Source organism: Paraburkholderia sp. XV, assembly GCF_020177535.1.
In the GTDB taxonomy this organism is placed as follows: domain Bacteria; phylum Pseudomonadota; class Gammaproteobacteria; order Burkholderiales; family Burkholderiaceae; genus Paraburkholderia; species Paraburkholderia caribensis.
On the sequence record NZ_JAGUUD010000018.1, the window covers coordinates 68,436 to 94,972 of the forward strand.

Sequence of the window (26,537 nt, forward strand, 5' to 3'; positions counted from 1 at the left end):
TCGCGTCCCTCGTTGTTGGTATGTTCCCTGCGTATCAATGAAGATCGGTCTTCAAGGAGGTGAGCGATGAACCAAAAAACGTTTGAAGGCGGTTGCGCATGTGGTGCAGTGCGTTTTCGCGCGAGCGGCTCGCCGATGCGCGTCGGCATGTGTCATTGCATGACATGTCGGCAGGTGCACGGATCGGCATTCGGCTCGTATGCGATATTCGACGGCAGCGCTGTCACGTTCACGGGCAATACGCGCGAATGGCGAAGCTCGGAACAGGGGCGGCGTCATTTCTGTCCGCTGTGCGGATCGGTGGCGTTCATGGTGTACGCCGATCGCGCTGAAATCGCCTTGCCGCTTGGCGCTTTCGACGAGACGGGACTGTTCGAGCCCGCCTATGAACTCTGGTGCAAGCACAAGGAACCGTGGCTGCCACGCGGCGTGCGTCCGGAATACGATGAGGAACGCGCCCATTAGCGGGTGCGGAGGAACGACGGACAGGCGCTGCGCGGTCGGATCGATCCCACCGCGCAGTGTCGCCTCGGATGTCTAGCTGTGCTTCTTCGGAATCTTTGCGCCTGACTTGCGCGCCTGATTCAGCGCGATAGCGACAGATTGCTTTTGCGATTTGCCCGCCTTCTTTTCGGCCTTGACGTTGTGCCCGATGGTTTCCTTCGATGTGCCTCGCTTCAGTGGCATGTCGCTCTCCCTTTTCCGATTGCAAAGACGCATGACGTTGCGCCGCGAGCGCGCCGCAGCGCTTCGCCGCGGCTCGTGTATCAAAGCATGCGCCGTTCCCGGCGAGCGGCGCACCTGTTGCACACGCTGGAAGATGCGCCCACGGCGCGCTCGTGAAGCGTTGGCCCAAAAGCGGTACGTCGCTTGCTGAAAGGGAATGCAAGGACGTTGAGCACAGACATCGCGAGAGCGGCAATTTTTGCCGCACCGGCGGCCACGCGCAACTGCATGGATATCCGCGCGCGTGCCATCTGGCGTCGCGATCCGCATGAATCGTCCGCATTCCTGTGCATTCACAGCGCAAAGGAGTGCGTCATTTCAACCGGTATGCCGGCAACAGCGCCGAGTCCGGCATCCACAGTACGGGAGTTGCAAGATGACAAGGCCACGGATGATTTTCCCGAAAGCGCGTAATGCGGTGGCCTCGAGACCCGAGTCGACGGACGATTACCAGATCTACGCCACCTATCGCCGCACGACGGAAGGTTCGTATATGGGGCAGTTGAAGGTCGTGCGCAAGACGGATGGCCGTTTGCTGTTTCCGTTCACGGGCGCACCCGACATCGGACCGTTCGCCGACGGCGACCAGGCGCGCGAAGCCGCGCAACGTCACGGCGAAACCGTCGTGCAGTCGGATCTCGACAATCCTGAGCCGTGAGGTCACGGCACCGTCGGCACTGAGCGGCACTAGACCGTGGCAGTCATCGCCGGCTGTGGATGGCTGGCGGCGTCGAGGGTCGAGAAAAAGCAGAGATTGTTCTTGCCCATGTTCTTCGCGACATACATGGCGCGGTCCGCCCGCAAAAGCAGTTGTTCCGCGTTGGCAGCGTCGTTGGGGTACAGGCTGATGCCGATGCTTGGCGTGACGCTCACGGCGTCGCTGCGAAGCACGATAGGTTGGCCGACTGCAGTGAGCACCGCCCGCGCGACGGGTTCGATCTGCCGCATGCCCCCGACCTCTTCCAGAATGACCACGAACTCGTCGCCGCCAAGACGCGCGACCGTATCGCTCTCGCGGACGCTGTGCACGAGCCGCTCCGCGACGGCTTTCAACACATCGTCGCCGACGGCATGCCCACGCGTGTCGTTGACCTGCTTGAAGCCATCGAGATCGATGAACATGACGGCGATGTGCGTGCCATGGCGTTTGGTGCGGGAGATGGCGTGCTTCAGACGCTCGTCGAGAAGCACGCGGTTGGGCAGTCCTGTCAGCACGTCGTGCGTGGCGAGGTTGCGCAGACGCTGCTCGTGCTGATGGCGTTGCGTAATGTCGCTGAGAATCGCCACGTAGTGCGTGTAGCTGCCATCGCGCCCTTGCACGCCTGCAACGGACAGCGACTCCAGATAGATATCGCCGCTCTTCTTGCGGTTCCAGACTTCGCCATGCCAGTGGCCCGTTTCCTTCAGGCTTCGCCAGAACGCGCGATAGAACTCGGGCGGTTGACGGCCGGAGCTCAGCAGTCTTGGATTGCGCCCCAGCACTTCCTGTTGCGCGTAGCCGGTGACCCGCGTGAAGGCGGGATTGACCCGCTCGATATTGCCGCGCGAGTCAGTGATCATCACGCCGTCGCGCGTCAGCTCGAACACGCGATTGGCCAGCCACGAGTGATAGCGCGATTCGCTCAACGCGTCATCGCGCTGCCGCAGGAGCCAGATCGACACGCTGACCGCGCCCGCCACGCAAATCACGATACATGCGAACGTCGCCCAGAACATCGTGCGAAAGACGGATTCGCTCTTGCCGGCAAGCTCCGCCGCCTGCCACGAGTTGACGTCGATGCACTGGCCGATCAGCGAATCGAAGCCGTTGAGGAACTCGAGGTTGTCGTCGAACCACTTTGCCGCCGCCGCTCGATCGCCCCGTTCGAGCAACATGACTGCTTTTCGGAGCACCGCACGGAACGTCGGTAACCCGTTCGCGATCCTGTCGGCGAGCAATGCTTCGCGCGGGTTGCTGATGCCGTGCGGGTAATACGCGTTCCATGCCTTCTCGGTGAGCACCTCGTCTGCTTCAATCACTCTGATCGACGCGGCTGTTCTCACAGGATCGAGAAACTGGCTCGCCTTCCAGAATTCGCGGCGCGCATCGAGCGCGGCTGTGCGAAGTTCGTTCAATTGCGCGATGGGAAGCATGTTTCCCTGATACAGCGTGCGCGTGTACGCGTCGAGCCTGGCGAGCCCCGCCAGGCCGGAACTTGCGAGCGCAATCAGCACGGCGACGCCGGCGAACAGTATGCCGGCAATCTGGTGGCGGTAGAGACGCGTAATGGTCTTCATGCAATGTCTAAGTGCGAGGGCAATACGGTGCACGACGGGGCGCAGTCCACTCACGTTCTGCGTCGGTACAGTCGAAACGGCCGGATTGTCAGTGCCCGTGGTCCAAGGCCGCGAGACGCATGCCTGTTCGCGTCGCGATCGTGCCGCGTACGAGGGTCTTTGCGAGCGGACCCTTTCATTCCCCGTGAATAGACGCGTAACGGCATCGAGCGAATAGCAGATTGACGAAGAATCAGGCGGCGCTCAATGATTTTTGTCACATTCGCGGACACACGAGCGTGCAGTTCACGGGCAGCCGTGCGCATCCGCTGCCTATAATCACGCGACCATTCCCGCGCCGCATGCGCGAGAGGACAACGGAGGCACACGATGAAGCGAAACAGCGCACTGGTGATCGGCGTCGGCGCGGAACTCGGACTGGGTGCAGCGCTGTGCAGGAAGATCGCCGCAAACGGGTATCACGTGTATGTCGCGGGCCGCACGCAGGTCAAACTCGACGCCGTGACGAACGGCATCGCGGGCCAAGGCGGATCGGCCGAATCGTTCGCGATGGACGGCACATCGGAAGCTGACATCATGCGTCTCTACGATCACGCGATGTCGCCGCCCGACAATATCGATGTGCCTTCGCTCGTCGTCTATAACGTCGGCAACAACCGGCGCGTTCCGTTTCGCGACCTGACAGAAGCGCAGATGCAGGACTTCTTGCGCTCCGGGCCGGTGGGCGGCTTTCTGGTGGGACGCGAAGCGGCGCGGCGGCTCGCGCCGCTCGGCCGTGGCACGGTGATTTTCACGGGCGCATCGGCGAGCCTGCGCGGCAAGCCTGGCTTCGCGCATTTTGCCGCGGCAAAAGCCGGGCTGAGGATGGTCGCGCAAAGCATGGCGCGCGAGTTCGGGCCACTCGGGCTGCATGTCGCGCATGTGGTGATCGACGGCGGCATCGACGGCGAGCGCCTGCATGTCTCGCGTCCGCAGGCGGCCGCCGAGCGCGGCGAAAACGGACTGCTGAATGTCGACGCCATTGCCGAAGCGTACTGGCAGCTACATCTCCAACATCCGTCCGCATGGACGCACGAAATCGATCTGCGTCCTTTTAAAGAGCCGTTCTGAGCGGGCGGGCCAGGCGCGCCCGATTGCGATCAGCCCGTACCCATGCGGGTCTGATCGACGAATTTTTCGGTCGCGTCGTCGATCTTGCGGCCTTTGCGTCCCGCCGGGCCGTGCACGTACAGCACCTTGACGTTGCTCTCCTCGGGCGGTTGCGCGGGCGGCGGCGTCATCTCGTAGCGCACTTCGCGCGCGTGATCGCTCAACTGCAGATTGGGATCGAACACGGAGTTGAAGCGCCACAGCATGCGCACGAAGTTGGTCTGTCCGCGCATCAGCAGCGAAGCCGCTTCGCCCGCCGCGCGATATAACGCGCCCCAGCCGAGATGCTTGCGGTTGAGCACCTGTTGCGTGCGTACCAGTTCCGCGTAGAACTCGGCTAACGGCAGCTTCGTCGGCAGCACGGCATGCTGGATGTCGTAGAGCCGATAGTCGAGGCTCGTCAGCCGCCGTTGTTCGCGCAACCAGATTTCCGTGCCCGGATACGGCGTGGTCACGCTGATGTTCACGATCTCGGGAATCTCCAGACACCATTGCCGGATTGTTTCGAAGCGCTCGTGATCCCAGTCGGGATCGGCGATCAGATTAATCGCGACCGTGATGCCGAGCGAGCGCGCGAACGCGAGCGCCTCGAAGTTCTTGTCGACGTCGATGCGTTTGCGAAACGCCTTCAGTCCTTCGGCGTCGACGGCTTCGAGTCCGATGAACATGTATTGCAGGCCGAGCGTGCGCCAATATTCGAACACTTCCTTGTTGCGCAACAGCACGTCGCCGCGCGTCTCGAGGTAATACTTCTTGCGGATGCCGCGCCGCTCCACTTCACGTCCGATCGCCATGCCGTGATCGGCATGCACGAAGGCGACGTCGTCGACGATGAACACGCCCGGCTCGCGAATCGACGCCAGTTCATCGGCAATCACTTCGGGGCTGCGCGATCGATAGCTGCGTCCGTAGAACGTCCACGCGCTGCAGAACGTGCAGTCCCACGGACAGCCGCGCGCAAACTCGATCGACGCGCACGGATCGAGCACGCCGATGAAGTACTTGCGCCGGTGCCGCAACAGATCGCGCGCGGGACGAATCTGGTCGAGGCTTTCGGTGAAGCCGGGCGGCGGGCCTTCGCCGTCGTGCGTGACGACGCCCGGAATGCGCAACAGCTCGCCCTTGCGCGCAACGGCAGTGAGCAGCTCGACGACCTTCGCTTCGCCTTCGCCCTTGAGCACGCAATCGATCGCACCTTCCGCGTGTTTCAACATGTCGCGCGCGGTGAACGATGCACTATGTCCACCGACAAACACGAAGCAGCCCGGCAAATGCGCCTTGATCGCCTTCGACAGATCGATGATTTCGGGGATATTGGCGAGATAGTTTGCGGAGAAACAGACTGCGTCAGGCCGCCACGTGCGCACGAGATTGTGCAGTGCGCGGTGGGATTCGACTTGCAGGTCGATCAGGCGGACATCGTGGCCGGCTTCGCGTATGACGGCGGCGACCGTTTCGAGCCCGAGCGGCTCGAGGCGCAGATACACGCGGGTGTACATCAGGCCACTGGGGTGAACAGCGAGCACCTTCATGAGATCTCCTTGCGGCGGAAAGGGCGCGCGTGCTGGGACGCTGCGTGCCGGGCTTTCGTGCTGGTATCCCTGGTACGGGTCGACTGCTGAGCCTGTGCGTCCTGCCGGACCTCACCGCAGTGGGCTCTACCTGATTCTACTTGTCATCGCGCGGGTGTGCTCGGTGGCGGGCGCGGGCAGTTGGAGGTGAGGGTTTTCGGGAGCCGGGGCGGCTTGCGTGTGGAGGGCGCCCGTCTGGCAGCCCTTGGCGTCAAACCGGGTCCGGCTTCCCGTCGTGGTCGCCGAGCGGGCGGGTTGGCCAGTCCACCCAGCGATCCGGGCGGGTAAGCTCATACGCTTCGTTGAGCGGATAACGAATACGGTTATCGTCGCGCGGACGTTCGCCTATCACCATCAGCCTGACGTCCTCCTTCGTATTGTTGATGAAGGTATGGCAGATGCCGGTGCCTGCCGGAAACGCGACGGAATCGCCTTCAGCAATGGGATGAAGCGTGCCGTCGATCCATACGTCGGGCTTGCCTTCGAGCACGTACACGAACTCCTGTTCGGTACTTTCGGCGTGTGGATACGATGTCCTCCGGCCAGGCTGAAGCCTGATGTGATGAATGCCGATACGCGTAATGCCGAGCGCGGCGGAAAGCGGCGCGTCGAGCGCCATTGGCTCGGTATCGCCGCGATAGGAATGCGCATCCGGTTCTTCGAGTTCAGTCCAGTGCTTGATGAAATCCGGTCGGTTCATCAGTCGCTCTCCTTTGGATTGGATGTCGATAATAGCGGCTTCCGGGAAGAACAAGACGCCTTGGCCGCGCGGGATTGTGCGTGCCGGCCAGGATGGCGAGCTATCGCACCGCGACGGGACTCACTGAGCAGGATGCCGCCAGTCTTCCCACGCATCCCGCGCCCGCAGCGCCATGCGCTTCCACGGCGGATCGGCAAACAGAATCAGCGCGCCGAGCGCGAGGCATCCGCAGACCAGAAACGTCCCACGATAGCCAAGACCCGCAACCAGCACACCCGACAATACACCCGACAGTATCGACCCGACCCGCGAAGCGTTGAAGAACAGCGCCGTCGCGGCGCCGGGCGAACGCGGCATCAGGTCCTGCATATACGTCATGCCGAGACACGACGTGACAGCGACGACGAATGCATTGAAGGCCTGCATGGGGATCAGCACGTTGACCGTGCCCGCCGCCGCGACTGCGATGAAATACACCACATGCACGGCCGCGCACGCCGCGAGCCATTTCAGCTTGTTGAGCGTCGAGCCGCGCGCGCCGAGCGCGAGCATCATCGGAATTTCGAGGAATGCGCCGAGCCCGAGCATGATCGACACATCGAGCCGCGTGCCCTTGAGGCCATGCACGACGTAAAGCGGCAGCACGATCATCGTCGCGTTCGCGGCGAGGCCGATCAGCGTCAGCGCGACGACGGAACGCCAGATCTGCCGCTGCGTGCCGGGTGCATGAGGCGGCGAGGGCGGCGGCGGCTCGGCGGGCTCGGTGACGGTCGTCACTTCGAGCGACGAAGCCGGGTCGCCCGCATAGTGCACGGGCGTGCTGTGCGGATCGCCAGCGGGCGATTCGCGCATGCGCCACACGATCGCGCCGCACGCCGCGAAGCACGCTGCCGCGAACAGGAAGAGCCCGTAAAAGCCCGCGCCCGCCAGCACCAGCGCACCGACGGACGGCCCGAACACCCACGCCATCGACAGCACCGTGCGCAGCGTCGCCAGCGCGAACGAGCGCTCTGCTTCGTCGTGCACGGGCAGCGCCGCGCGACCGAACGAGAACACCAGCGACATCGCCGAGCCGCCCGCGCCGAGAAACGCCACGCCGATCACGAGCAGCGTCAGATAGTTGCGCACGAAACAAAGCAGCAGAAAGCCGAGCGAGGCCGCGATCAACGCGGCCAGCAACAACGCGCGATGATGCCCGTGCCGGTCGGACCATTTGCCCGCCCACGCGCTTGCGACGACGCCGCTCGCGGCGATCAGCGTCATGAACAGACCGAGCTGCAGCGGCGTCATGCCCGTCTGCTCGACGCCGAACAACGACAGATACGGTGCGGTGAACGACATCGCGATGCCCAGCATCAGCGTCGCGCCGGCAAGCGGCATGAAAGAATGAATGCGCGTGAGACTGGCGAAGCGGGAGTTCATCGAGGGCGCGTGTTCGAACTGTGGGATGCGGGCGCAAGCGGGGAATCGCGCACGGAAGAGGCATTGTCGAACGCAAAGCGCGTCGCGCGCAACGCAGTTTCGTCATGTTGTGCAAAGAATGCGCGCCGCATGTGTGAAAACGGCAGAAGCCCGCCCGGCATCAAGGGCAAGCGAAATGCGCCGACGTGCAGCGCTTAGACTGATTGACTCATTACGTTGACATGCTTTGACAGATGACCGAACTCAAAGGCTCAATCGAATCCTACATATTGGCGAAGGACGGCAACCGTCCGCATCTGTTGACGGATGCCTTCGCGCGCGATGCGTCTTTGGCGATGACCGTGAAAACGGCCGCCATCGCGTTTCCGCAAGAAACTCACGGGCGTGATGCGATTGCATCCGTGCTGGTGAGCGAGTTCGCGTTGAAGTACGAGAACGTGTACACGTTTTGCGTCGGCGCGGTGCCCGCCGCTCACCAAAGCGAGTTCTCGTGCGACTGGCTGGTCTGCATGACGGAAAAGGCGACAGGCGCGGCGCGTGTCGGCTACGGACGCTATGAGTGGACGAGCGATGGACAATCATCGCGAGTGACGCGGCTGCACATCACGATCGAAGACATGGTGACACTCGCCGCAGAATTTGCCGAAAGCATCTTGCGTTGGGCGAGCCGCTTGCCATACCCGTGGTGCGCGCGCGACGCGCTGAAACAAGACGCGCCGGACATCGAAACCGTTCAGCGCGTCGTTACGCAACTGACGCGCTAACGCACCAGCTGATCGCCTTCGAGCGCTGCCGGCGCGCCATAGGTCCACGCGTGATTGCGCACCCCGTGGCCGATCGGAAAGCCGGCGTATATCGGCACGCCGTACGGCTTCAACAGATCGACCATCATGTCGTGTAGCGTGAAGTCAGCGTTTTCAGGCAGCGGACAACGAATGAAATCGCCGAGCACGAATGCACGCGCGCCGTCGAACACGCCTGCTTCGCGCAACTGCATGACGCTGCGGTCGATCCGATAGGCAAGCTCGGTCACATCTTCGAGCAGCACGATCGCGCCGTCGCAGCGCGCCTGCCATTGCGTGCCCGCAAGACTGGCGAGCACGGTAATGTTGCCGCCCGCAAGATGTCCTTCGACACGACGTCCATCCGAACCAGACAGAAGCTGCAACGGCGCGGGCGCGGCGCGCTCTTCGTGCAGCTCGGCGAGCATGCTGGCGCGCGAAGCGTCGTCGAGTTTGGTTGCGAGGCCGTTCAAGGTCGGGCCGTGAATCACGCGCACGTTCGGCATGCCATGCAGCGCACCGAATAGCGCGGTCGCGTCGGAAAAGCCCACGAGTGTTTTCGCGCACGGCACGGCATCGGGCAGCGCATGCAGCGTATAAATGCTGCCGTAGCCGCCGCGCGCCACCCAGACGATATCGACGGAAGGATCGGTCAACGCGCGATGCAGATCGGCCGCACGATCTTCATGCTTGCCCGCGTGATAGCGATAGCGGTCGCGCACATGCGCGCCGACCTGCACGCGCAGGCCCCAGCTTTCGAGCAAGGCGATGCTTTGCTCGACGTGCTGCATGTCGGGCACGCCCGCCGGCGCGACGACGGCGACTGTCTTGCCTTCCAGCTTCATGCGCCCGCCTTTTTCGCGAGCAGCGCGGCCGTTTCCGGCGCGCCCATGCGGCTTGCCGCGTCGGCGGCCGACACGCCGTTCGCATCGCGTGCGTCGGGGTTCGCGCCATGCGCGAGCAGCAGCTCGACCATTTCCGTGCGATTGAACATGGCGGCGATCATCAACGCCGTGCGTCCGTCGGGCGATGCGCCTTCGACATCCGCGCCATGCGCCAGCAGCGTCTGCACGACATCCTTGAAGCCCTTGAAGGCCGCGCCCGCGAGGGGCGTCTGTCCGTTGTCGTTGCGCAGGTTCGGGTCCGCGCCGCGTTCGAGCAGCACGCGCACCGCGTCCGCATGGCCGTGATAGGCGGCGAGCATCACGAGGCTGTCGCCTTTCTCGTTGCGCAGATTGGGCGGCGCGCCTTTCTCGATGACGGCGGCCAGCATGTTCGCTTCGCCGCGCCGGGCTGCGTCGAATATTTCGCGCGCTACTTCGAGCAGATCAGGATCGATGTCGTCTGGGCTGCGCTTGTCGTCTGTCATGAAGCTTCTCCACTGTCGAACGAACGTCGCCGATTGCGCGGCGCGTCGGGTACAGCAGAGGATACAGGCAATGCCTGTTTGATGTTGCCCCTGGCCGGGTCCTGCGTTGCCCCGTAAAGGATGCGCGGGATACGCGACGTGGACAGGCAGAAGCGTTTGCCGGGAGGCTTCGGTAACGGTGAGGATTTTCGGGAGCCGTGTCCCGCAGCGCTTACGCCTGCTTGCGGATGGTCGGTTCCGCGTCGCCGTTTGCCATGATGCGGTCGAGCCGGGCGCTCGCATCCGTCAGCGCGCTGAGCGGCGCACGCTGCAATTGCGCGTCGTAAGTGCTGACGATGTGCGAGAGCAGTTCGACATGCGCTTCGTCGATACACCACTCGTCGCTCGACCGGCCGCGCTCGAACGTGACGGCGAGCGCCTGATCGGCGGTGCGCAGCTGATCGTAGGTCATCTCACCGTAGCCGAGGTCGCACAGAAAGCCGGTCAGCAGCATCGTCTGCGTGAGCGTCTGCGCGGCGCTCATGCTGCCTGCGCCGCGACGCAGCGCGTCGAGGGCAATGTGCACGGGCAGGATCAGCTCGACGGCCATGCTGCGCGGGATCGGCAGAAGCATGGCTTTTGCCTGCCGCGCGCGCGCTGCCTGATTGCTGCCGGGAAACGGAATGGTCTTGGCCATATCGCCTGAGAAAAAATTGGGAATGCTCTAGCGATAACGGCGCAACGCGGAAAAGATTAAGGGCTGATTTCCCTAAACCGCAAACGTTTGTCGAATCTCATATTTCCCTATTTTGCAGGACGGGTGAGCGGCGGCTTTAGAGATGCTTGAAGTAGAAGGTCGTGCCGCAAAACGATCCATCAGGCATCAACGCGTAGTTCGGCACTTCACCGACGCGCTGCCAGCCCGCACGCTCGTACACGCGCTCGGCCTCGCCGCCCGTCACGGTGTCGAGGACGAGCACGGACTTGCGTTCGTCGCGGGCCACGGCATCGGCGGCGGCCATCAGCCGGTGCGCGACGCCTTGCCGACGCGCGCGGCGATGCACAAGCATCTTCGCGACATCCGCGCGATGCGGCTGATTGTCGGGCTGCGCCAGCACCAGCTGCACCGTGCCGGCGATGCGCCCGTCCGTGTCTTCGGCGATCAACAGCGCGCGCTCGCCGCGTTCGACCCCGGCCGCCACCATTTGCCAGAACGCGACTGCCTTGTCGCGCGAGAGCGGCCACATGAAGCTGACGGAAGCGCCGCCCGCCACGCAATCGATCAGTACATCGGCAAGGCCGTCGATGCACTGCGCGGCTTCGTGCGCGCCGACGCGCCGCACGCTGATCGTTTCCGTCATGCGTTTCTCCTCACGGATGAAAATGGCAGCGTCGACAGCGCCACCAGATAACGCGCCGGTTTGCGCGTCGGGTTGTGAAACACGGTCGGGCAATCGAGGCGCATCGCCACGCAGTCGCCCGCTTCGAGCCGCCAGTGCGCGTCGCCGGCGCTGATTTCCATCGCGCCTTCGATCAGCCAGATCTGCTGATGGACTTCTGCCTCGCGCGCACCCGTCTCGTAGGCCACGCGCTGGCCGGCGGGGAAGTGAACCTCCACTAACTGGATCGGCGAGGGCAACGCCGGAGAGAGGCTGCGCCGCACATAGCCGGACGCCGGATCGGTCCAGACGGCCTGCTCTGCGGCGCGCGCGAGCGGCGATGGCGACCCGGCGGGCGTCGCGGGCGCTTCGAACAGCGACGCGAGCACGACGCCGAGCGCCGTGGCGAGCTTGTCGAGCACGGCTGCCGTCGGGCTGCTTTGCCCGCGCTCGATCAGCGAGATAGTCGAGCGGCTCACGCCGCTGCGTTCGGCCAGTGCTTCGAGCGACAGCCCGTGGCTGTCGCGCAGTTCGCGCACGCGGCGCGCAATCAGTGCATGGATGTCCATGACATCTAGAATACTGGATCAAAATTCCAGTATGTTGGATGATGGGCGCTTTCGTTACTGTCGAATGGGAGCGTGCAAACTGCTTCGTGCACAATGCCCGGACGCCCCCGACTCCCTGAACTACTACGAACCCGAACGATGAGCCGTCGTCCCGCCGTCGCAAGCCAGTCGTCAAGCAGATCGATCGGTAAAACCGTCGGCCTCGCCGCGCTCGTGCTGGCGGGCCTCGTCGTCGCGTTGCTGGGTGCGGCGCTGCTCGGCGGCTGGCTGCTGCTGCGCGGCAGTCTTGCGCAGCTCGACGGCACGCAGCGCGCGCCATCGCTGTCGTCGGCGGTGACGATCGAGCGCGACGCGCTCGGCGTGCCGACCGTTCACGGCGCGACGCGCGCCGATGTCGCGTACGCAACGGGTTTCCTGCACGCCCAGGACCGCTTCCTGCAGATGGACCTGCTCCGGCGCGTCGCGGCGGGCGAAATGTCGGCGCTGGTCGGCCCGAACGCGCTCGAACTCGACAGGCGCAACCGGCTGCACCGATTTCGCGCCCGCGCGCATGCGATCGTCGAAGGCATGCCCGCCAGTCAGCGGCAACTGCTCGAGCGCTACACGGCGGGCGTCAATGCGGGGCTGGCGGCGTTGTCGTCGCGGCCGTTCGAATACTGGATGCTGCGTACGCAGCCCGAGCCGTGGCGTGCCGAAGATTCGCTGCTGGTCGTCTACGCGATGTACTTCGATCTGCAGTCGTCCGAAACGCGCCGCATTCTGGCGCGCGCCGTGTTGCGCGACCGCGTGAGCGCCGACCTGTACGCGTTTTTGCTGCCCGCCGCGAGCCACTGGGATGCGCCTTTCGACAGCGCATCGACGCCGCCCATCGAACCCGCGCGTATGCCTTCCACGCGCCCCGACTGGCTCTCGGCGCCGAAGCCGGTGAGCGTCGCGAGCGAGCAGACGCAGGACGTGAGCGAGTCCGCGGTGGGCAGCAACGGCTGGGTCGTGGACGGCGCACACAGCGCGCATGGCGGCGCAATCCTCGCGAGCGACATGCACCTGGGGCTGTCGCTGCCGAACATCTGGTATCGCGTGTCGCTGATGTGGCCTGCCGGCGACGGACTGCCGATGCACGCGCTGACAGGCGTGAGCCTGCCCGGCGCGCCGCTCGTGATTGCGGGCAGCAACGGCAAGATCGCGTGGGGCTTCACGAACAGCTACGGCCGCTATATCGATCTGATCGAATTGCAACGCAATCCTGCCGACCGCCTGCAGTACCGCACGCCCGAAGGCGTCTGGGCGCGCGCGAGTGTCTATCACGAGCGTATCGACGTGAAGGGCGGCGCGAGCGTCGACTTGCCGGTGGCAGAAACGCGCTGGGGTCCGGAACTGACGGTCGGCGCGCGCGCGTATGCATTGCGCTGGGTCGCGCATGATCGCGAGGCCGTGAACCTCAATCTGCAAAAGCTCGAAGACGCGAAGACGATCGACGAAGCGCTGCGCGTCGCGCAAACCAGCGGCCTGCCCACCCAGAACATCATGGTCGCGGACTCGCGCGGCAAGATCGGCTGGACGCTGGCGGGGCCGCTGCCGCAGCGCGATCCCGCCGACCTGCAACACGGCCCGGACAGCGACACGCCGTACGACTCGGCGACATACAAAGGCTGGCAGCGCTATCTGCCGCCCGCGTCGTACCCCAAACGCGTCGATCCGCCGCTCGGCCGTTTGTGGACGGCGAACAATCGCGTGGTGATGTCGCGCGACGCCGTGCTGATCGGCGACTCGGGCGCCGACCTCGGCGCGCGCGCGTCGCAGATCCGTGACGACCTGCTCGCCGCGCCGAGCCCCGACGAGCACGCCATGCTGTCCATCCAGACCGACGACCGCGCTCAATGGATCGAGGTCTGGCGGCGCGTGGCGCTCGAAGCGCTCGATGCCGGCGCGCTGGAAGGTCATCCGCAGCGCGCGGCGTTCCGCCAGCAACTGGTCGCATGGAATGGACGCGCGGATGTCGACGCCGTCGGCTATCGGCTCACGCGCGGTTTCTTCTTCGCACTGTACGACGCGTGGTTCGGCAGGCTCGACGCCGAACTTGCGGGCGCGATGCCAGGCGGCGGGAATGGCAATCCGCCGCTTGGTCTGCGGGTTGCCAACTCGCGCTACGAAGCCGTCATGGAGACGCTCGCCGGGCATCATGCGTGGATGCCGGACGGCTTCAGGGACTGGCGCGCGTTCATGCTCGACCGCATCGATCGCACGATTGCGCAGCTACCGGCCGATACGCCGATCGAACAGGCGCGCTGGGGCGAGCGCAATCGCGCGGCGATCGAGCATCCGTTTGCGCGTATCGTGCCGGCGTGGCTGCCGTGGGTGCGCGGCTGGCTCGGCGCGCCGCACGATGCGTTGCCCGGCGATATCAACATGCCGCGCGTGCAGGGGCCCGCTTTCGGCGCATCGGAGCGGATGATCGTGTCGCCGGGACGCGAGCAGAGCGGCATCTTCGAGATGCCGGGCGGACAGTCGGGGCATCCGCTGTCGCCATACTTTCTCGCCGGTCACGAAGCGTGGGTGCGCGGCGAGAAGACGTCGTTCCTGCCGGGCGCGCCCGTGCACCGGTTGATACTTGGCCGGACGGGGCAATGATTCTGTATTGAAGGTTTGACTGGAGTGTCCGTATGGAGAAGGAACGCAGCAGCGATCTGCTGGCGGTGCGCGATCTGTTGAGGCAGTTCGTCGATGAGCGTGACTGGTCGCGCTTTCATTCGCCGAAGAATCTCGCGACGGCATTGAGCGTCGAAGCGAGCGAATTGCTGGAGCCGTTTCAGTGGCTGCAGTCGGGCGAGAAAAGCGAACTCGCCGACGACAGGCTCACCGCAATCCGTCACGAAATGGCCGACGTACTGACATATCTCGTGATGCTCGCCGACCGGCTCGACGTCGATCTGTATGCGGCGGTGCTGGAGAAGATCGAATTGAATCGCGCGAAGTATCCGGCGCACAAGGTGCGCGGCGATTCGCGCAAGTATTCGGAATACGACGCGGAGTACGGCGCGGAGCACGGCGGCGATTAGCGGTTTGTACCGTGGCGACGTCTTCCGCGAAGAAGCGGCGGCGCGCCAGTCGTCGTTGGACAGCAGACAGTCGCGCAGCACGCGCACGTCGCGCAGCGTCAACGCGAGTTCGCAGCCGAACGACGGATCGGATGCCGCCGACTCGTCGCCGATCAGCGCAACGCCGTCGCGATATGGAGGCTCGACCCGGCAATAGGTGAGTGTTTTCGGGAGTGGTTCGCGTTGGGCCAGGTAAAGGCGAAATTAAGGCCAAGTAAAGGCCGAAGCATGAAAAAAGCCGCCCGAAGGCGGCTCGCGTGGCGGTCGGCGCGAAGCGCTTACTGCTTGACGCCTTCTGCCTGGATATGCAGCACGGTCTTCGTGTTGAAGCCGTACGACTTGCCCCAGTCGATGCCGAAGTCCGCGCGGTCGAACGTCGCCGTCGATTCCGTGCCGCACACTTCGCGCTTGAGCATCGGGTTGATGAAGCACTTGAACGATTCGATCTTCAGGTTCAGCGGCTTCGTCACGCCATGCAGCGTCAGTGTGCCGATGACCTCGACGGGCGTGTCGCCGTCGAAGCGGATCTGCGTGCCCTTGTAGGTCGCCGTCGGGTACTTCGCTGCGTCGAAGAACTCGGGCGTTTGCAGATGCTTGTCGAGCTTGTCGTTGCCCGTGTCGATCGACGCCGTGTCGATCGTCACGTCGACCGTGCCCGTCTTCGCCGCGCGATCGAGCGTGACCGTGCCGCTCGACTTCTTGAACTTGCCGCGCCATACCGAGATGCCGCCGAAGTGATCGGCTTCGAAGCTCGGGTAGGTGTGGTTCGGATCGAGCTGGTACGTGTCGGCGGCCATTGCATTGAACGACATGCCCGCGATCAGCGCGCCCGCTGCGATCAACAGTTGTTTCTTCACGTTATTCTCCTGAGTTGATGAGTGTGCCCCGCGCGCTCAATGCTTTGCGGCGACGATGTGAAACTTGATGACGACGTCGTCGGCGACCACCGACGTATCTTTCCATTCGCCCGAGCCGATGTCGTACTGCGTGCGTTTAATGGGCAGCGAGCCGTCGAACGTCTGCGTCGCGCCTTGCTGCGTGATGGAAACGGGCACGGTGACAGTCTGCGATTTGCCCTTGATGGTCAGCTTGCCCGTGACCTTGTACTGATTGCCGCCCGCGGGCGCGATCGCTGTCGAAACGAAAGTCGCTTTCGGGAACGTCGCGCTGTCGAACCATTCCTTGCCACGCACCTGCTTGTTGTATTCGGGGTCGCCGAGGTCGTAGCTGTCGGTGTCGATCGACAGGTTCGCGCTGCCTGCCGTTGGCTTCGCGGGATCGAACGTCAGTTGCGCGTTGAACTTCCTGAACGTGCCGTCGACAGGCACGTTCATCTGCTTCGAGGTCGCGACGACCGTGCTCTTGCCCGCATCGACTTGCGCGAAGGCTGGCAACGCGACGGCGAACAGAACGGCGGCGGCGCCCGCCAGCACGCGGCGATAAGAGTTGTTCTTCATGTTCATTCGATGATCCAGCGTAAGGTCAACATGAAAGCGCCATGAAAAGCGCGCTCATTTGAGGAAGGGAATCATGCGGGCAAGCAGTCCGTCGCGTTCGACGAACTGATGCTTGAGCGCCGCCAGCACGTGCATGGCAAATAGCACGAGCAGCGTGTAGTTCAACGCGATATGCGTGGTGCGCAGAATCGCCTTCAGCGCCTGATCGGGTCCGATGAAAGTGGGCAGCGGCAACACGCCGAGATACACGACCTGCACGCCCGCCGCCGAGCTGAAGAAGTAGCCGCTAACGGGAATGGCAAGCATCAGCACGTAGAGCAGCGCGTGAGTAGCGTGCGCGGCGGCCTTTTGCCAGCCGGGCATCGCAGCGGGCATCGGCGGCGCTGCATGCGTTGCGCGCCACACGACGCGCAGCGCGGCCAGCGCGAACACGGTGACGCCGATCCACTTGTGCCACGACACGTATTTGAGCTTGGTCGGCGTGAAGCCCGGAATGTCCGTCATGATCCAGCCGAGATAGAAGCCGCAGATCATCAGCAGCGCGATCAGCCAGTGCAGCGCAATGGCCGTGCGGCTGTAGCGCAGACTCTGGCCTGGGCTTTGAGAAGAAGCGTGGGACGTCATAGGCAATCGAGTACCTTCGCGTGTTCTGTTCACTGCGGAGTGCGACGCAATGACGCCGCCTCCGATTGAACGCGAATGGTAGTGGGCGAATATGCCTATGAATAGCTATGCGCGGGAGAACAGATCGTTGCGGTGGTGCGAGCAATCGTTTAACAATTCTGCTGATTAGTCGCACCTTGAAGCGCGATAGGCTTGTTCTGCCTCCTGACGTCGGAAGTAGCCTTGCAAGGTGGTTTCCGGTTCGCCGCTGTAGCCGCCTAACTTCGGGACGACGGCGTTTGCCCGATCTTGCTCTGGTGGACGGAAAGACTCGATATAGTTGTGGATGATCTCTCTACAGCGCCTGTCGAAGTCCGAGTCGTCTTTGAGTGGTGTGGCCATGGACCTGTCGAAGTTCTGCTGGAGCGGGCTGCGATACGTATTGCCGGGAGAGCCGGTCGCAAGTGGTTTTACGGCGGCTTGCGCAATGGCGTTACACGTCAGTGTGACAATGCAAAGCGAAATGAGTAAGACCCGGGCGTCCATGATCGTGGATAGTGGCCAGCGATGGAGCCGAGTATAGGCACCGAACGGTGCACTTCGACACTGAGAAAAATCAACGAATCGTCACTGTCGGCAAGAACATGCGCACATCGAGCACATGCATGGGGCGAGGCAAAGGATGGATCACCAAACCTTTGCGCTTTAGCAATGTTGCGCGGCGCTTTAGCCAGAACGCGAAGCCCAAAAAGCATGCTGCACCTGCATGATTTCTTCTTCTACTTCGGCGACAGGCCCGATCAGATCGACGCGCTTTTGACAATGATCGAAGACGTATTGCGACGACACGCTCATCGTGGGGTTTTCAGCATGATTACCCGTGGCTTGCAGCAGGCGTTCTTCCGTCATCCCGAACACCACGCGCCCGATGTTCGCCCAGTACGCGGTGCCCGCACACATGCAGCACGGTTCGACGGTCGTATAGAGCGTACAACTCCACAGATACTGCGGCGTGAAGTTGAGCGCCGCAATGCGTGCCAGCACCGATTCTGCATGATTGACGGTATCGACGTTGCCTTGTTCGATCAGCACGGTCTCCTGATCCGGGCCGACGAGAATCGCGCCGAACGGATGATGGCCCATCAGCGTCGCGCGTTCTGCCACGACGCTCGCATGACGCAGATGACGCACGATCTGTTCGCGCGTCGGCGCAAGCCCCTGCTCGGGGAAGTCCGACGCGTTCTGTTTCGAGGGATGGCTCAGGCTCAAACGGTGTCTCCTCCGTGAGTGGTTATGCGAGCGTTACTTCGGCAACGATCCGTCGACGCCCTGCACGAACCAGTTCAGCCGCAACAGTTCCGCATCCGACAGCGACTTGCCCGCTGCCACCTTGATCGCACCGCCCTGATCCTTGATCGGCCCGGAGAACGGGTCGAACTTGCCTGCGATGATGTCGTCGCGCTTTTGCGCCAGCGCTTTCTGCGCGACGGGCGACACGGCTTGCGTGTTGATGCTCGCCAGGTCGATCGCTTTTTCCTTGAGGCCCCACCACGTCGGCGCATTGGTCCACTTGCCCGACTGTACCTGTTCTATCAGATGCGAATAGTAGACGCCCCAGTAACTGACGCACGCGCCCAGTTGCGCATTCGGGCCGAACTGCTTCATGTCCGAGTCCCAACCGAACGCATGCACCTTCTTCTGCTCGGCCGTCTGCATCGTGGCCGTCGAATCGGTGTTCTGGATCAGCACGTCGGCGCCCTGGCCGATCAGCGTTTCGGCGGCCTGCTTTTCCTTGCCCGGGTCGAACCAGGTGTTGATCCACACCACCTTCACCTTTGCATTCGGATTGACCGAGCGCGCGCCCATCGTGAATGCGTTGATGTTGCGCACCACTTCCGGCACGGGCACCGACGCGACGAACCCGAGCGTGTTGGTCTTCGTCGTATAGCCGCCGACCAGCCCCGCGAGATAGGCGCTCTGATAGGTGCGCACGTCGTAGGTGGCGAAGTTCGCGGCCTTCTTGTAACCGGTCGCGTGCTCGAAGACGATGTCGGGGTAATCCTTCGCGGTCTTCAGTTCGAAGTCCTGGAAGCCGAAGCTCGAGCCGACGATGATCTTGTTCCCCTTGTTCGCGAGGTCGCGGAACACACGCTCAGAATCCGCCGATTCGGGCACGTTCTCGACGCGCGTCACCTTGATCTTGTCGCCGAACTTCGTTTCGATCGCCTTCACGCCTTGCTCGTGCGCGTAGGTCCAGCCGGCGTCGCCGGGATTGCCGAGGTAGACGAAGGCGACGCCCAGCGGCTCGGCAGCCGTGGCAGATGTGCTGAGGGCAGCGGCGACGCCGAGTGTGGCGAGCAGCGCGGCCGGGACGCGCAGCGAACGCATGACTGCGCGGGCCATTGTTGTTTTCATGAAATCTCCGGAGACGGGGAAGGGAATCAGCGGAGATGGTCGTAAGCCAATATCGAGGTCGAAATTGAATTCCGTTATGCGCCCTATAACGGAATTGATATGAAGGATGGGTTCGCCGGTCGGGGCAGGTTCAGTTGCCACGCCTGCAACAGCAGGAACGGACGGGCGGTCGTCATTGCGTGGTCTCCGTCATGGTGAGCTTGCTGGTCGTCGATGGGCTCACGATTGCGCTTGAGGTGAGGCTATTCGGGAGCCGCGCAACGGTGAGTTGCCTCGTAACCCGCACGGCACTGTAGCGAAAGGTGAGGTTATTCGGGACCTGGGTCGAACACTGCGGGCGGCTAGCCGGTGACGATCAGCAGCACGCCCGTGACGCTCAGCGCGCCACACCAAAGCCAGTCGAAATTGATCCAGCCCCGGCGCAGCATGCCGAGCCCCAGATACTGATAGGCGGCGAGCGCGATGGCGCTGGCCGTCACGAGCGTGACGACGGTATGGACGGCCGTCACCTGACCGACCGATTCGAGCGAGCTGCCGACAGGCATCCCCGCGCCGCACAGCGGCAGCAGCGCGGGCAGCAGCATCAGGCCCGCGCCGTGCATCGTCGCCATCGCTGCCGACCACAGCGCGAGCCCCACGAAGCCCGCTGTCATGCCGACGCGCACGCGTTGCTTGTGGCCGTAGAAATGGTGATACGCGGCCCAGGCAATCAGCAGAATGCCCATGACGATGCGCAGATGCACGGTGTGCGTGAAGAGCCCGAGCGCGACGGCCGACGTCGTCACCAACATCACGGAGACGGCATGCCCGAGCGCGAGCGGCGGCAGCGCCATCAGCAAGGCTTTGCGGCTGCCATGCTGAAGCCCGAGCGCGGCCGCGAACAGCCAGCCCATCGCCGGGTTCACGCCATGAAAAATGCCGCTGCCGATCACCGTCGCCCACACGCCGTTCATAGCACGCTCACGGATAGCAATACGAATCCGACGACGCATCGCCGCCTTCCAGCCGGATCTGATGCGGCCGATGCGATTTCGGCCAGTCGACGAAGAAGTCCTTCGCCACGGTGAGGCCGCCCGTCTTCCCCGCGTCGAGCTTGACCATCCAGCCATTGAGGCCGTCCGGGTAGAACTGTTCGTCGATCGCGCCGTACAGCGAGTTCGTGAAGTACACGCGGCTGCCGTCGCGGCTCACTTCGACCATCTGCGGGCCGCCGTTCAGCGGCCGCTCGCCTGCCGCCGGATGCGTCGCACGCGCGACAATGCCGCCGATGCGCACCGTGCCCGTCAGTTCAGGCTTCATCGGATCGGAGACGTCGTATTGTCTGAGGTCGCCCGTGCCCCAGCACGACACGTACAGGAAGCGGTCGTCGAGCGACAGCGCGATATCCGTGACGAGCGGCGGCACGGCGCCGAAGCCTTTGAGCATGGGCGGCAGCAATGAGGCGTCGGCGGGCTCGGCGGGAATCTCGATCACCTTGCGCGCGGCCCACTGATCGCCGTCGCGATACCACGTCCAGATCGACGCCGACAGGTCCTTGAGGCTGATCACCGAATTCACGAAGCCGTAGGCTTTGGTCGGATCGTGCGCGGGGCGTAGTTCGAATACCAGCTGGTTCTCCGCGCCGAAGTCGACGACCTGTTTGTGCTTGCGCGTGTTCATGTCCCAGAAGTGCAGCCGATGCCCGTACTGCCCGCCGAGCAGCACTTCCGGCACGAGACCGTTCTCGAAGGTCGCGGGCAGGCCCCATTCGCTCGTCACGACGGTGTCGTAGCCGAGATGCCACCAGCCGTCATACGCGAGTTGCTGCGGGCCGCGATCGATTTCCCACTGGCCGCGAATGTCGAACGTTTCATGGTCCATCAGGAAGATGCCGCCGGGCGCTTCGCCCTGCGCATTCGCCAGCGACACCACGTAGATGCCCGCCGGCCCGCAGTGCACGGTGTGCGGGCGCGTATAGCCCGCCTTGTCCGCGACTTCTGCGGGTTCGAGCACGCGTACGATCTGCGGCTGCCGCTTGTCGGGCTTCGTATCGAGAATATGGATACGCGACGAGCGCAGCCCCGGCACGACGAGATAGCGGCGCTCCGTATGCGGATGCGGCGCGTTCGGACACAGACACGAGCTGCACGCGTTCCAGCCGAAGTGATGCAACTCGTCGCCCGTATTGGGCATCGCCACGCGGCCGACGATGCGCCCATATTCCGCCGAGCCAGGATCGACATCGACGACGGCGAGCTCGTCGGGCCGTTCGCGCGACGGATCGAAGCTCGCCACATACGCGACGGTTTCCTTCGGCGCGCTGCTTGCCATGCGCGCGGACGGATAAAAGGTCGGATCGGGTTTCCATGTCGCCATGACTCATCTCCAGGAAGATGTTGCGATGCGGCACGCGAGTCGCGCGCGCCATGTATCAAAACGGCACGAGCGTTTGAGCTTTTTACTGTAGGCAATTTCGCGGCGGCTTGCGGGATTGTTGGTATTGGCGTCAAAGGCCGGTCGACGCAATAGCGCCGGTTTGCCTGTCCAGGCGCCCGCCGCCCATGCGCAAACGCCACGCAGATTAAAATGATGCGATTCACGTTTTCTCTCGCCGCTTCTAGCCGTACTCCCATCATGCGTTCATGGCGTCTCGACCGTCCCGTTTCGCAAGGGCAGCTGGATCTCAGCCGCGCGACGGGCCTCGTGTCGTCGATCGGCAGCGACGATACGAATGCGCTCGCCGCCGAAGTGCTGAAGCTGCTCGGCGACATCGCGGCGATTTCGCAGTGCACGATCTTCGCGTACGAGTTCGGCAACCGGCCGCGTACTGTTTCCGTGGCGGACCATCGCGGCGGGCGTTTTCTGCGCGACGTCGCCGATACTTACGCGCGCCACTTCTATGCGCTCGACGGCAATCAGAAGATCGTTTCGTCGGCACGCAGCGACAAGCCCGGCTCGACACTCGTGCTGCATCAGCAGACGAGCGAAGACATCCTCAACGAAGCTTATCGCGCGGCCTGCTATCAGCAGCCGAACGTGTCGGACCGCGTCTCGCTGCTCGTGCAGCCGACGCCCGATATCTGGCTCTCGGTGAACCTGTATCGCGATCGCCGCTTCGGCAATTACCATCCGCGCGAGATCGCGTTGATCGAAGCGATGGCGCCGTTGATCGCGCACGCGGCGAAGCATCACTACGCGATCTGCGGCCAGCGCGATCTGGCGATCTCGCATCTGATGCTCGCGCGCGTGCGCGGCCTCTGTCCCGAACTGTCGAAGCGCGAACTCGACGTGCTGACGGGCGTGCTCGAAGGACGCTCGGCGCAGGAAATCGGCGACACGATGGGCATCAAGGCGACAAGCGTCGTCACGTATCAGAAGCGCGCGTTCCGGCGGCTCGGCATTTCGAGCCAGCGGCAGCTGTTTGCGCTGTGCATCGGGCCGGGCAAGGTCTGACGCATTCCTTTTCTTCAGCGCATTTGCGCTCACGTATCCGCGTTTTCCCCAGGCCTGAACAGGCGCCACGTTGTACCCAAAATGAGGACAGGCCGTACATAGCCGCGCTCCATACTGCGACGCATCAGAAAGCGACAACATCGGAGACAACGGTATGGACACCTCCTCGCGAGCCGGCTCGCTGCATGCGACGCCTGCCACCACCGCGCCGCATGCGCACGAACAGCCCGTCATCGCCAAGGTATCGCGGCATCTGCTGGGGTTCCTGTTCGCGCTGTTCTTCTTCTCGTTTCTCGACCGCATCAACATCGGCTTCGCCGGCCTGACGATGATGAAGGACCTCGGGCTCACGAGCACGCAATTCGGTCTCGCGACGACGCTCTTCTACGTCGCCTACATCGCGTTCGGCATTCCGGGCAACGTCGTGCTGGCGCGCATCGGCGCGCGCAGATGGATCGGCACGATCATGATCGCGTGGGGACTGGCTTCGACGGCGACGATGTTCGCCTCGAGCCCCGGCACGCTGTACGTGTTGCGCGTGCTGGTCGGCGTGACGGAAGCGGGCTTTTTGCCAGGCATCCTGCTGTATCTGACCTACTGGTTTCCGGCTGCGTACCGGGCGCGCGCCAACGCGCTGTTCATGATAGCGATGCCTGTCACGGCGGCTGTCGGCTCGGCGTTGTCAGGCTTTATTCTCGGACTCGACGGCACGCTTGGGTTGAAGGGCTGGCAATGGCTCTTTCTGCTCGAAGGCTTGCCATCGGCGATTCTGGGTCTCGCTGTGTACGCGTATCTCGACGACACCCCGCAACAGGCGCGCTGGCTCGACGACGAAGAAAAGCGCACGCTCGCCGCAACGCTTGCTGCGGAACATCGGCAGGGCGTTGCTGTGGATGCTCGTGCGAGTCGCGAGAAAAGCATCGTCAGTGAACTGCTGTCGCCGGCTGTCGTGAAGTTTGCGATTGCGTACTTCTGCCTAGTCAACACGCTGGCAATGGTCGCCGTGTGGACGCCGCTGATCGTGAAGAGCTTTAGCGCGGATGCGAGCAATCGCACGATTGGCCTGCTCGCCGCGATTCCGCAGGTGTGCACGATCGTTGCGATGATCTGGTGGGGACGCCGCTCTGACCGCAAGCAGGAGCGCAAATGGCATCTGATGATTCCGATGCTGTTCTCTGCTGTGGGCTGGCTGTGCACCGCATATTCGTCGAATCCGGCCATGCGCATGGTCGGCGTATGTCTTGCGTCGGCCGGTTCGTACACGGCGATGTCGATCTTCTGGACCACGCCCGATCATGCGTTGAGCTTTCGCGCACGCGCCATCGGCATTGCCGTGATCAACGCGACGGGCAACATCAGTTCGGCGCTCAACCCGCTGATCGTCGGATGGCTGAAGGACGCGACGCACAGCTTTTCGGCGGGGCTGCTGTATTCGGCGGTGTTGCTGGTGATCGGCGTGATCATCGTGACGCTGTTGCCGATGGACAAACGCGAAGCGCCACACGCGCGGCTCGCCTGAAGGAATCGATCTGGAGCATTGGATGAACAAGCAATTCAAACCGTATCCGTTCACCGCGAAAAAGTACGCAGCGCGCGTGCCGCAATTGAAAGAGGGTGTGGACGCGCAGCGTCATGCGGTGACGATTGTCGGCGGTGGGCCCGTCGGTCTCGCTGTCGCGCTCGGTCTGGCGAATCACGGCGTGCGCTGCGTGCTGATCGAAGCGGACGATTCCGTCTGCTATGGCAGCCGCGCGATCTGCATTTCACGCCGCAGCCTGGAGATCATCGAACGGCTTGGCGCACTCGATGGCTTTCTGAAAACGGGCTTGCCGTGGACGGGCGGCCGCAGCTTCTATCGCGAGACGGAAGTGCTGCACTTCACGATGCCGCAGGACGAAAACCAGAAGTTGCCGCCGATGGTCAACCTCGCGCAATATCACATCGAACAGTTCTTGCTGGATGCGGCGGAGAAGCGCGCCGATCTGATCGATATCCGCTGGCAGACGCGCGTGAAGTCGATCGATTCGCGCGATGACGGCGCAACGCTGCAACTGGGCACGCCTGATGGCGACTACGCGCTGGAAACGGACTGGGTTGTCGCCGCCGATGGCGGGCGCAGCACGATCCGCGAAGCGCTCGGCTTGCAGTTGCAAGGCACGAGCTACGAAGGGCGTTATGTGATCGTCGATATCGAACTGCGAAGCGATCGTCCGACGGAACGTCTTGCGTATTTCGATCCTTCGTCGAATCCGGGTTCGACCGTGCTCGTGCACAAGCAGCCGGATAACGTGTGGCGCATCGACTATCAGTTGCGCGATGGCGAAGACGCGGAGCAGGCCGTGAAGCCTGAAAACGTTATGCCGCGCGTGCAAAGCCTGCTCGACATGATGGGAGAGAAAGGCGAGTGGGCGCCGATCTGGATCACGATCTACAAGGCCAATGCGTTGACGCTCGAGCGCTATCGTCATCGGCGCGTGATGTTCGCGGGCGATGCTGCGCATCTCGTGCCGATCTTCGGTGTGCGCGGCGCGAATTCGGGTATTGACGATGCGGACAATATCGCGTGGAAGCTGGCGTTTGTCGTGAAGGGATTGGCGTCTGATGCGTTGCTCGACAGTTATTCGGATGAGCGTGTTGCCGCTACGCATGAGAATTTGAGTTATGGCACGAAGAGCACCGAGTTCATGGCCCCGCCTTCATTTGCATTCGATCTGATGCGCAAGGCGGTGTTGAGTCTTGCTGTGGAGCATCCGGGTGTGCGCTCGCTGATTAATCCGCGGCAGACGTCGGCGATTACTTATGTGCAGTCGCCGTTGAATGTTGCCGATGGCGATGGGTTTGGTGCTGGGCCTGTGCCGGGGGCGGTGCTCGCCGAGTTTCCGCTGACGATTGCTGAAGGTGGGCATGCGTGTGAGGCGCATTTGACCGATCTTGTCGGTGCGCGGTTTACGGCGCTGTGTTTTAGCGACGAGGGTGAAGTGTCCGCTGATTTCACCGCGCTTGCGCAAGCGATGCGTGAACGTGGAGTGCCGTTCAAGGTTGTGTCGATCAGCGCGCATATGCGTGCCGAGGCGCGGGGTGTGCACGCGTGGGATCACACGGGACGCATCTTCGGGCGTTATGACGCGAAGCCGGGCACGGTGTATCTGGTGCGCCCCGATGGACATGTGCTGGGGCGCTGGCGCAATGCGCGCGCGGACGATGTCGATGCGGCGATTACGCGCGCGCTTGCTCGATGAACCGATTCAACGAATGGAGAACGTGATGACCGATGCGGAACTCGATACTGTCTATACGCGGCTGTGTAGGACGATGACTCAAGTCGGTGAGGCGAATGCGCCGATGTTTCTGGCGAGGTTTGCGCTGCTGGCGATTGAGAGGATTGGCGATGCCGATGTGTCGTTGAAGTTGATCGAGGCGGCGGGCGATGGAGTAAGCGGGTAGCTTTTGTGGTTCATGGGTTGATCGTTTGGTGTTTTGGGTTTTGGGGTGGGCATTCGTGGGTTGTCTTTTTTTCGCTGGCATCCGCGAATTGCCTTTGCGCTGGCATCCGCGAATCGTTAGCGTGCTTCAAGCGTCGCCCCTGTGCGGGGCGGCACCTACTTTTCTTTG

At 63.2% G+C, this 26,537-nt stretch carries 28 protein-coding genes; 11 read left to right on the top strand and 17 right to left on the bottom strand.

Going from position 1 to position 26,537, the window contains the following annotated elements:
- Nucleotides 1-66: 66 nt before the first annotated feature.
- Nucleotides 67-465 carry a GFA family protein gene (locus KFO72_RS12400; protein ID WP_054933230.1) on the top strand — a complete coding sequence of 133 codons (399 nt, stop codon included), beginning with the start codon at nucleotides 67-69 and terminating at the stop codon, nucleotides 463-465.
- 72 nt (nucleotides 466-537) lie between these two features.
- Here KFO72_RS12400 and KFO72_RS12405 read toward each other — a convergent pair whose 3' ends face one another.
- Nucleotides 538-687: a DUF6496 domain-containing protein gene (locus KFO72_RS12405; RefSeq protein ID WP_007582875.1), complete on the bottom strand. Its 150-nt coding sequence runs from the start codon at nucleotides 685-687 to the stop codon at nucleotides 538-540.
- A gap of 207 nt (nucleotides 688-894) precedes the next feature.
- On the opposite strand from KFO72_RS12405, the gene KFO72_RS12410 reads away from it, so the two are divergent.
- Nucleotides 895-1,140 (top strand): hypothetical protein, encoded by a 246-nt coding sequence (locus tag KFO72_RS12410; RefSeq protein ID WP_148654602.1) that lies wholly within the window; start codon nucleotides 895-897, stop codon nucleotides 1,138-1,140.
- Entirely contained in the window at nucleotides 1,103-1,384 is a 282-nt protein-coding gene (locus tag KFO72_RS12415) for a DUF6723 family protein (RefSeq protein ID WP_035998814.1), read from the top strand. The genes KFO72_RS12410 and KFO72_RS12415 overlap by 38 nt, the downstream gene beginning before the upstream one ends.
- A gap of 29 nt (nucleotides 1,385-1,413) precedes the next feature.
- On the opposite strand, the gene KFO72_RS12420 is transcribed toward KFO72_RS12415, so the two are convergent.
- Complete coding sequence (locus KFO72_RS12420) at nucleotides 1,414-3,003, bottom strand: diguanylate cyclase domain-containing protein (RefSeq protein ID WP_225032236.1); 1,590 nt, start codon at nucleotides 3,001-3,003, stop codon at nucleotides 1,414-1,416.
- A 369-nt stretch (nucleotides 3,004-3,372) separates the two neighbouring features.
- Here KFO72_RS12420 and KFO72_RS12425 point away from each other — a divergent pair, with 369 nt between their 5' ends.
- Entirely contained in the window at nucleotides 3,373-4,113 is a 741-nt protein-coding gene (locus KFO72_RS12425; protein WP_054933233.1) for an SDR family NAD(P)-dependent oxidoreductase, read from the top strand.
- Between the two features lie 29 nt (nucleotides 4,114-4,142).
- On the opposite strand, the gene hpnR is transcribed toward KFO72_RS12425, so the two are convergent.
- The 3 genes from hpnR to KFO72_RS12440 form a co-directional block, all read right to left on the bottom strand.
- The gene (gene hpnR, locus KFO72_RS12430; RefSeq protein ID WP_054933234.1) at nucleotides 4,143-5,684 is read right to left on the bottom strand and encodes a hopanoid C-3 methylase HpnR; all 1,542 of its coding nucleotides are present in this window, start codon (nucleotides 5,682-5,684) and stop codon (nucleotides 4,143-4,145) included.
- A gap of 250 nt (nucleotides 5,685-5,934) precedes the next feature.
- A complete protein-coding gene (locus KFO72_RS12435; RefSeq protein WP_225032237.1) occupies nucleotides 5,935-6,423 on the bottom strand; it encodes a cupin domain-containing protein in 489 nt (162 codons plus the stop codon).
- Nucleotides 6,424-6,543: 120 nt separating this feature from the next.
- Nucleotides 6,544-7,845, bottom strand: a complete 1,302-nt coding sequence (locus KFO72_RS12440; RefSeq protein WP_060604600.1) for a sugar efflux transporter — start codon at nucleotides 7,843-7,845, stop codon at nucleotides 6,544-6,546.
- Between the two features lie 233 nt (nucleotides 7,846-8,078).
- Here KFO72_RS12440 and KFO72_RS12445 point away from each other — a divergent pair, with 233 nt between their 5' ends.
- Nucleotides 8,079-8,609, top strand: a complete 531-nt coding sequence (locus KFO72_RS12445; RefSeq protein WP_225032238.1) for a hypothetical protein — start codon at nucleotides 8,079-8,081, stop codon at nucleotides 8,607-8,609.
- Here the strand turns inward: KFO72_RS12445 and KFO72_RS12450 are convergent.
- The 5 genes from KFO72_RS12450 to KFO72_RS12470 form a co-directional block, all read right to left on the bottom strand.
- On the bottom strand, nucleotides 8,606-9,472 hold the full coding sequence (locus tag KFO72_RS12450; RefSeq protein WP_225032239.1) for a S66 peptidase family protein: 867 nt from the start codon (nucleotides 9,470-9,472) through the stop codon (nucleotides 8,606-8,608). The genes KFO72_RS12445 and KFO72_RS12450 overlap by 4 nt on opposite strands.
- Nucleotides 9,469-9,996 carry an ankyrin repeat domain-containing protein gene (locus tag KFO72_RS12455; RefSeq protein WP_007582862.1) on the bottom strand — a complete coding sequence of 176 codons (528 nt, stop codon included), beginning with the start codon at nucleotides 9,994-9,996 and terminating at the stop codon, nucleotides 9,469-9,471. The genes KFO72_RS12450 and KFO72_RS12455 overlap by 4 nt, the downstream gene beginning before the upstream one ends.
- Nucleotides 9,997-10,207: 211 nt before the next feature.
- Nucleotides 10,208-10,672, bottom strand: coding sequence for a hypothetical protein (locus tag KFO72_RS12460; protein WP_054933240.1), 465 nt, complete (start codon nucleotides 10,670-10,672; stop codon nucleotides 10,208-10,210).
- Between the two features lie 136 nt (nucleotides 10,673-10,808).
- Nucleotides 10,809-11,336 (bottom strand): GNAT family N-acetyltransferase, encoded by a 528-nt coding sequence (locus KFO72_RS12465; protein ID WP_225032240.1) that lies wholly within the window; start codon nucleotides 11,334-11,336, stop codon nucleotides 10,809-10,811.
- Nucleotides 11,333-11,923 carry a helix-turn-helix domain-containing protein gene (locus KFO72_RS12470; RefSeq protein ID WP_225032241.1) on the bottom strand — a complete coding sequence of 197 codons (591 nt, stop codon included), beginning with the start codon at nucleotides 11,921-11,923 and terminating at the stop codon, nucleotides 11,333-11,335. Before KFO72_RS12470 ends, KFO72_RS12465 begins: the two co-directional genes overlap by 4 nt.
- Before the next feature lie 138 nt (nucleotides 11,924-12,061).
- Between KFO72_RS12470 and KFO72_RS12475 the strand changes: the two genes are divergently transcribed.
- Both KFO72_RS12475 and KFO72_RS12480 read left to right on the top strand, forming a co-directional pair.
- Nucleotides 12,062-14,551: a penicillin acylase family protein gene (locus tag KFO72_RS12475; RefSeq protein ID WP_225032242.1), complete on the top strand. Its 2,490-nt coding sequence runs from the start codon at nucleotides 12,062-12,064 to the stop codon at nucleotides 14,549-14,551.
- Between the two features lie 32 nt (nucleotides 14,552-14,583).
- On the top strand, nucleotides 14,584-14,979 hold the full coding sequence (locus tag KFO72_RS12480; RefSeq protein WP_062917302.1) for a nucleotide pyrophosphohydrolase: 396 nt from the start codon (nucleotides 14,584-14,586) through the stop codon (nucleotides 14,977-14,979).
- A gap of 317 nt (nucleotides 14,980-15,296) precedes the next feature.
- Here the strand turns inward: KFO72_RS12480 and KFO72_RS12485 are convergent, their stop codons facing one another.
- The 7 genes from KFO72_RS12485 to KFO72_RS12515 all read right to left on the bottom strand — a co-directional run bounded on the left by KFO72_RS12485 (nucleotide 15,297) and on the right by KFO72_RS12515 (nucleotide 21,848).
- Nucleotides 15,297-15,875 (bottom strand): YceI family protein, encoded by a 579-nt coding sequence (locus tag KFO72_RS12485; RefSeq protein ID WP_035998866.1) that lies wholly within the window; start codon nucleotides 15,873-15,875, stop codon nucleotides 15,297-15,299.
- A 36-nt stretch (nucleotides 15,876-15,911) separates the two neighbouring features.
- Entirely contained in the window at nucleotides 15,912-16,475 is a 564-nt protein-coding gene (locus KFO72_RS12490) for a YceI family protein (protein ID WP_107202633.1), read from the bottom strand.
- A gap of 54 nt (nucleotides 16,476-16,529) precedes the next feature.
- A complete protein-coding gene (locus tag KFO72_RS12495; protein WP_107202626.1) occupies nucleotides 16,530-17,099 on the bottom strand; it encodes a cytochrome b in 570 nt (189 codons plus the stop codon).
- Nucleotides 17,100-17,804: 705 nt separating this feature from the next.
- Nucleotides 17,805-18,347: a nucleoside deaminase gene (locus tag KFO72_RS12500; protein WP_054933249.1), complete on the bottom strand. Its 543-nt coding sequence runs from the start codon at nucleotides 18,345-18,347 to the stop codon at nucleotides 17,805-17,807.
- Between the two features lie 33 nt (nucleotides 18,348-18,380).
- The gene (locus KFO72_RS12505) at nucleotides 18,381-19,493 is read right to left on the bottom strand and encodes a BMP family ABC transporter substrate-binding protein (RefSeq protein WP_098021615.1); all 1,113 of its coding nucleotides are present in this window, start codon (nucleotides 19,491-19,493) and stop codon (nucleotides 18,381-18,383) included.
- Between the two features lie 341 nt (nucleotides 19,494-19,834).
- The gene (locus KFO72_RS12510) at nucleotides 19,835-20,446 is read right to left on the bottom strand and encodes a hypothetical protein (RefSeq protein ID WP_107202628.1); all 612 of its coding nucleotides are present in this window, start codon (nucleotides 20,444-20,446) and stop codon (nucleotides 19,835-19,837) included.
- 7 nt (nucleotides 20,447-20,453) lie between these two features.
- Complete coding sequence (locus KFO72_RS12515) at nucleotides 20,454-21,848, bottom strand: selenium-binding family protein (RefSeq protein WP_060604639.1); 1,395 nt, start codon at nucleotides 21,846-21,848, stop codon at nucleotides 20,454-20,456.
- A gap of 258 nt (nucleotides 21,849-22,106) precedes the next feature.
- On the opposite strand from KFO72_RS12515, the gene KFO72_RS12520 reads away from it, so the two are divergent.
- The 4 genes from KFO72_RS12520 (at nucleotide 22,107) to KFO72_RS12535 (ending at nucleotide 26,369) form a co-directional block, all read left to right on the top strand.
- Nucleotides 22,107-22,925 carry a helix-turn-helix transcriptional regulator gene (locus KFO72_RS12520; RefSeq protein ID WP_060604643.1) on the top strand — a complete coding sequence of 273 codons (819 nt, stop codon included), beginning with the start codon at nucleotides 22,107-22,109 and terminating at the stop codon, nucleotides 22,923-22,925.
- Between the two features lie 154 nt (nucleotides 22,926-23,079).
- Entirely contained in the window at nucleotides 23,080-24,444 is a 1,365-nt protein-coding gene (locus KFO72_RS12525) for an MFS transporter (RefSeq protein ID WP_225032243.1), read from the top strand.
- A gap of 22 nt (nucleotides 24,445-24,466) precedes the next feature.
- Complete coding sequence (locus KFO72_RS12530; protein ID WP_225032244.1) at nucleotides 24,467-26,164, top strand: FAD-dependent oxidoreductase; 1,698 nt, start codon at nucleotides 24,467-24,469, stop codon at nucleotides 26,162-26,164.
- A 25-nt stretch (nucleotides 26,165-26,189) separates the two neighbouring features.
- On the top strand, nucleotides 26,190-26,369 hold the full coding sequence (locus tag KFO72_RS12535) for a hypothetical protein (protein WP_054933263.1): 180 nt from the start codon (nucleotides 26,190-26,192) through the stop codon (nucleotides 26,367-26,369).
- The last annotated feature ends 168 nt before the right edge of the window (nucleotides 26,370-26,537 follow it).

Bases quoted from the DNA above. Each gene is read 5' to 3' on its own strand.
- KFO72_RS12400 (WP_054933230.1), top strand. From the start codon at position 67: ATGAACCAAAAAACGTTTGAAGGCGGTTGCGCATGTGGTGCAGTGCGT.
- KFO72_RS12405 (WP_007582875.1), bottom strand. From the start codon at position 687: ATGCCACTGAAGCGAGGCACATCGAAGGAAACCATCGGGCACAACGTC.
- KFO72_RS12415 (WP_035998814.1), top strand. From the start codon at position 1,103: ATGACAAGGCCACGGATGATTTTCCCGAAAGCGCGTAATGCGGTGGCC.
- KFO72_RS12420 (WP_225032236.1), bottom strand. From the start codon at position 3,003: ATGAAGACCATTACGCGTCTCTACCGCCACCAGATTGCCGGCATACTG.
- KFO72_RS12425 (WP_054933233.1), top strand. From the start codon at position 3,373: ATGAAGCGAAACAGCGCACTGGTGATCGGCGTCGGCGCGGAACTCGGA.
- hpnR (WP_054933234.1), bottom strand. From the start codon at position 5,684: ATGAAGGTGCTCGCTGTTCACCCCAGTGGCCTGATGTACACCCGCGTG.
- KFO72_RS12435 (WP_225032237.1), bottom strand. From the start codon at position 6,423: ATGAACCGACCGGATTTCATCAAGCACTGGACTGAACTCGAAGAACCG.
- KFO72_RS12440 (WP_060604600.1), bottom strand. From the start codon at position 7,845: ATGAACTCCCGCTTCGCCAGTCTCACGCGCATTCATTCTTTCATGCCG.
- KFO72_RS12445 (WP_225032238.1), top strand. From the start codon at position 8,079: ATGACCGAACTCAAAGGCTCAATCGAATCCTACATATTGGCGAAGGAC.
- KFO72_RS12450 (WP_225032239.1), bottom strand. From the start codon at position 9,472: ATGAAGCTGGAAGGCAAGACAGTCGCCGTCGTCGCGCCGGCGGGCGTG.
- KFO72_RS12455 (WP_007582862.1), bottom strand. From the start codon at position 9,996: ATGACAGACGACAAGCGCAGCCCAGACGACATCGATCCTGATCTGCTC.
- KFO72_RS12460 (WP_054933240.1), bottom strand. From the start codon at position 10,672: ATGGCCAAGACCATTCCGTTTCCCGGCAGCAATCAGGCAGCGCGCGCG.
- KFO72_RS12465 (WP_225032240.1), bottom strand. From the start codon at position 11,336: ATGACGGAAACGATCAGCGTGCGGCGCGTCGGCGCGCACGAAGCCGCG.
- KFO72_RS12470 (WP_225032241.1), bottom strand. From the start codon at position 11,923: ATGGACATCCATGCACTGATTGCGCGCCGCGTGCGCGAACTGCGCGAC.
- KFO72_RS12475 (WP_225032242.1), top strand. From the start codon at position 12,062: ATGAGCCGTCGTCCCGCCGTCGCAAGCCAGTCGTCAAGCAGATCGATC.
- KFO72_RS12480 (WP_062917302.1), top strand. From the start codon at position 14,584: ATGGAGAAGGAACGCAGCAGCGATCTGCTGGCGGTGCGCGATCTGTTG.
- KFO72_RS12490 (WP_107202633.1), bottom strand. From the start codon at position 16,475: ATGAAGAACAACTCTTATCGCCGCGTGCTGGCGGGCGCCGCCGCCGTT.
- KFO72_RS12495 (WP_107202626.1), bottom strand. From the start codon at position 17,099: ATGACGTCCCACGCTTCTTCTCAAAGCCCAGGCCAGAGTCTGCGCTAC.
- KFO72_RS12505 (WP_098021615.1), bottom strand. From the start codon at position 19,493: ATGAAAACAACAATGGCCCGCGCAGTCATGCGTTCGCTGCGCGTCCCG.
- KFO72_RS12510 (WP_107202628.1), bottom strand. From the start codon at position 20,446: ATGAACGGCGTGTGGGCGACGGTGATCGGCAGCGGCATTTTTCATGGC.
- KFO72_RS12515 (WP_060604639.1), bottom strand. From the start codon at position 21,848: ATGGCGACATGGAAACCCGATCCGACCTTTTATCCGTCCGCGCGCATG.
- KFO72_RS12520 (WP_060604643.1), top strand. From the start codon at position 22,107: ATGCGTTCATGGCGTCTCGACCGTCCCGTTTCGCAAGGGCAGCTGGAT.
- KFO72_RS12525 (WP_225032243.1), top strand. From the start codon at position 23,080: ATGGACACCTCCTCGCGAGCCGGCTCGCTGCATGCGACGCCTGCCACC.
- KFO72_RS12530 (WP_225032244.1), top strand. From the start codon at position 24,467: ATGAACAAGCAATTCAAACCGTATCCGTTCACCGCGAAAAAGTACGCA.
- KFO72_RS12535 (WP_054933263.1), top strand. From the start codon at position 26,190: ATGACCGATGCGGAACTCGATACTGTCTATACGCGGCTGTGTAGGACG.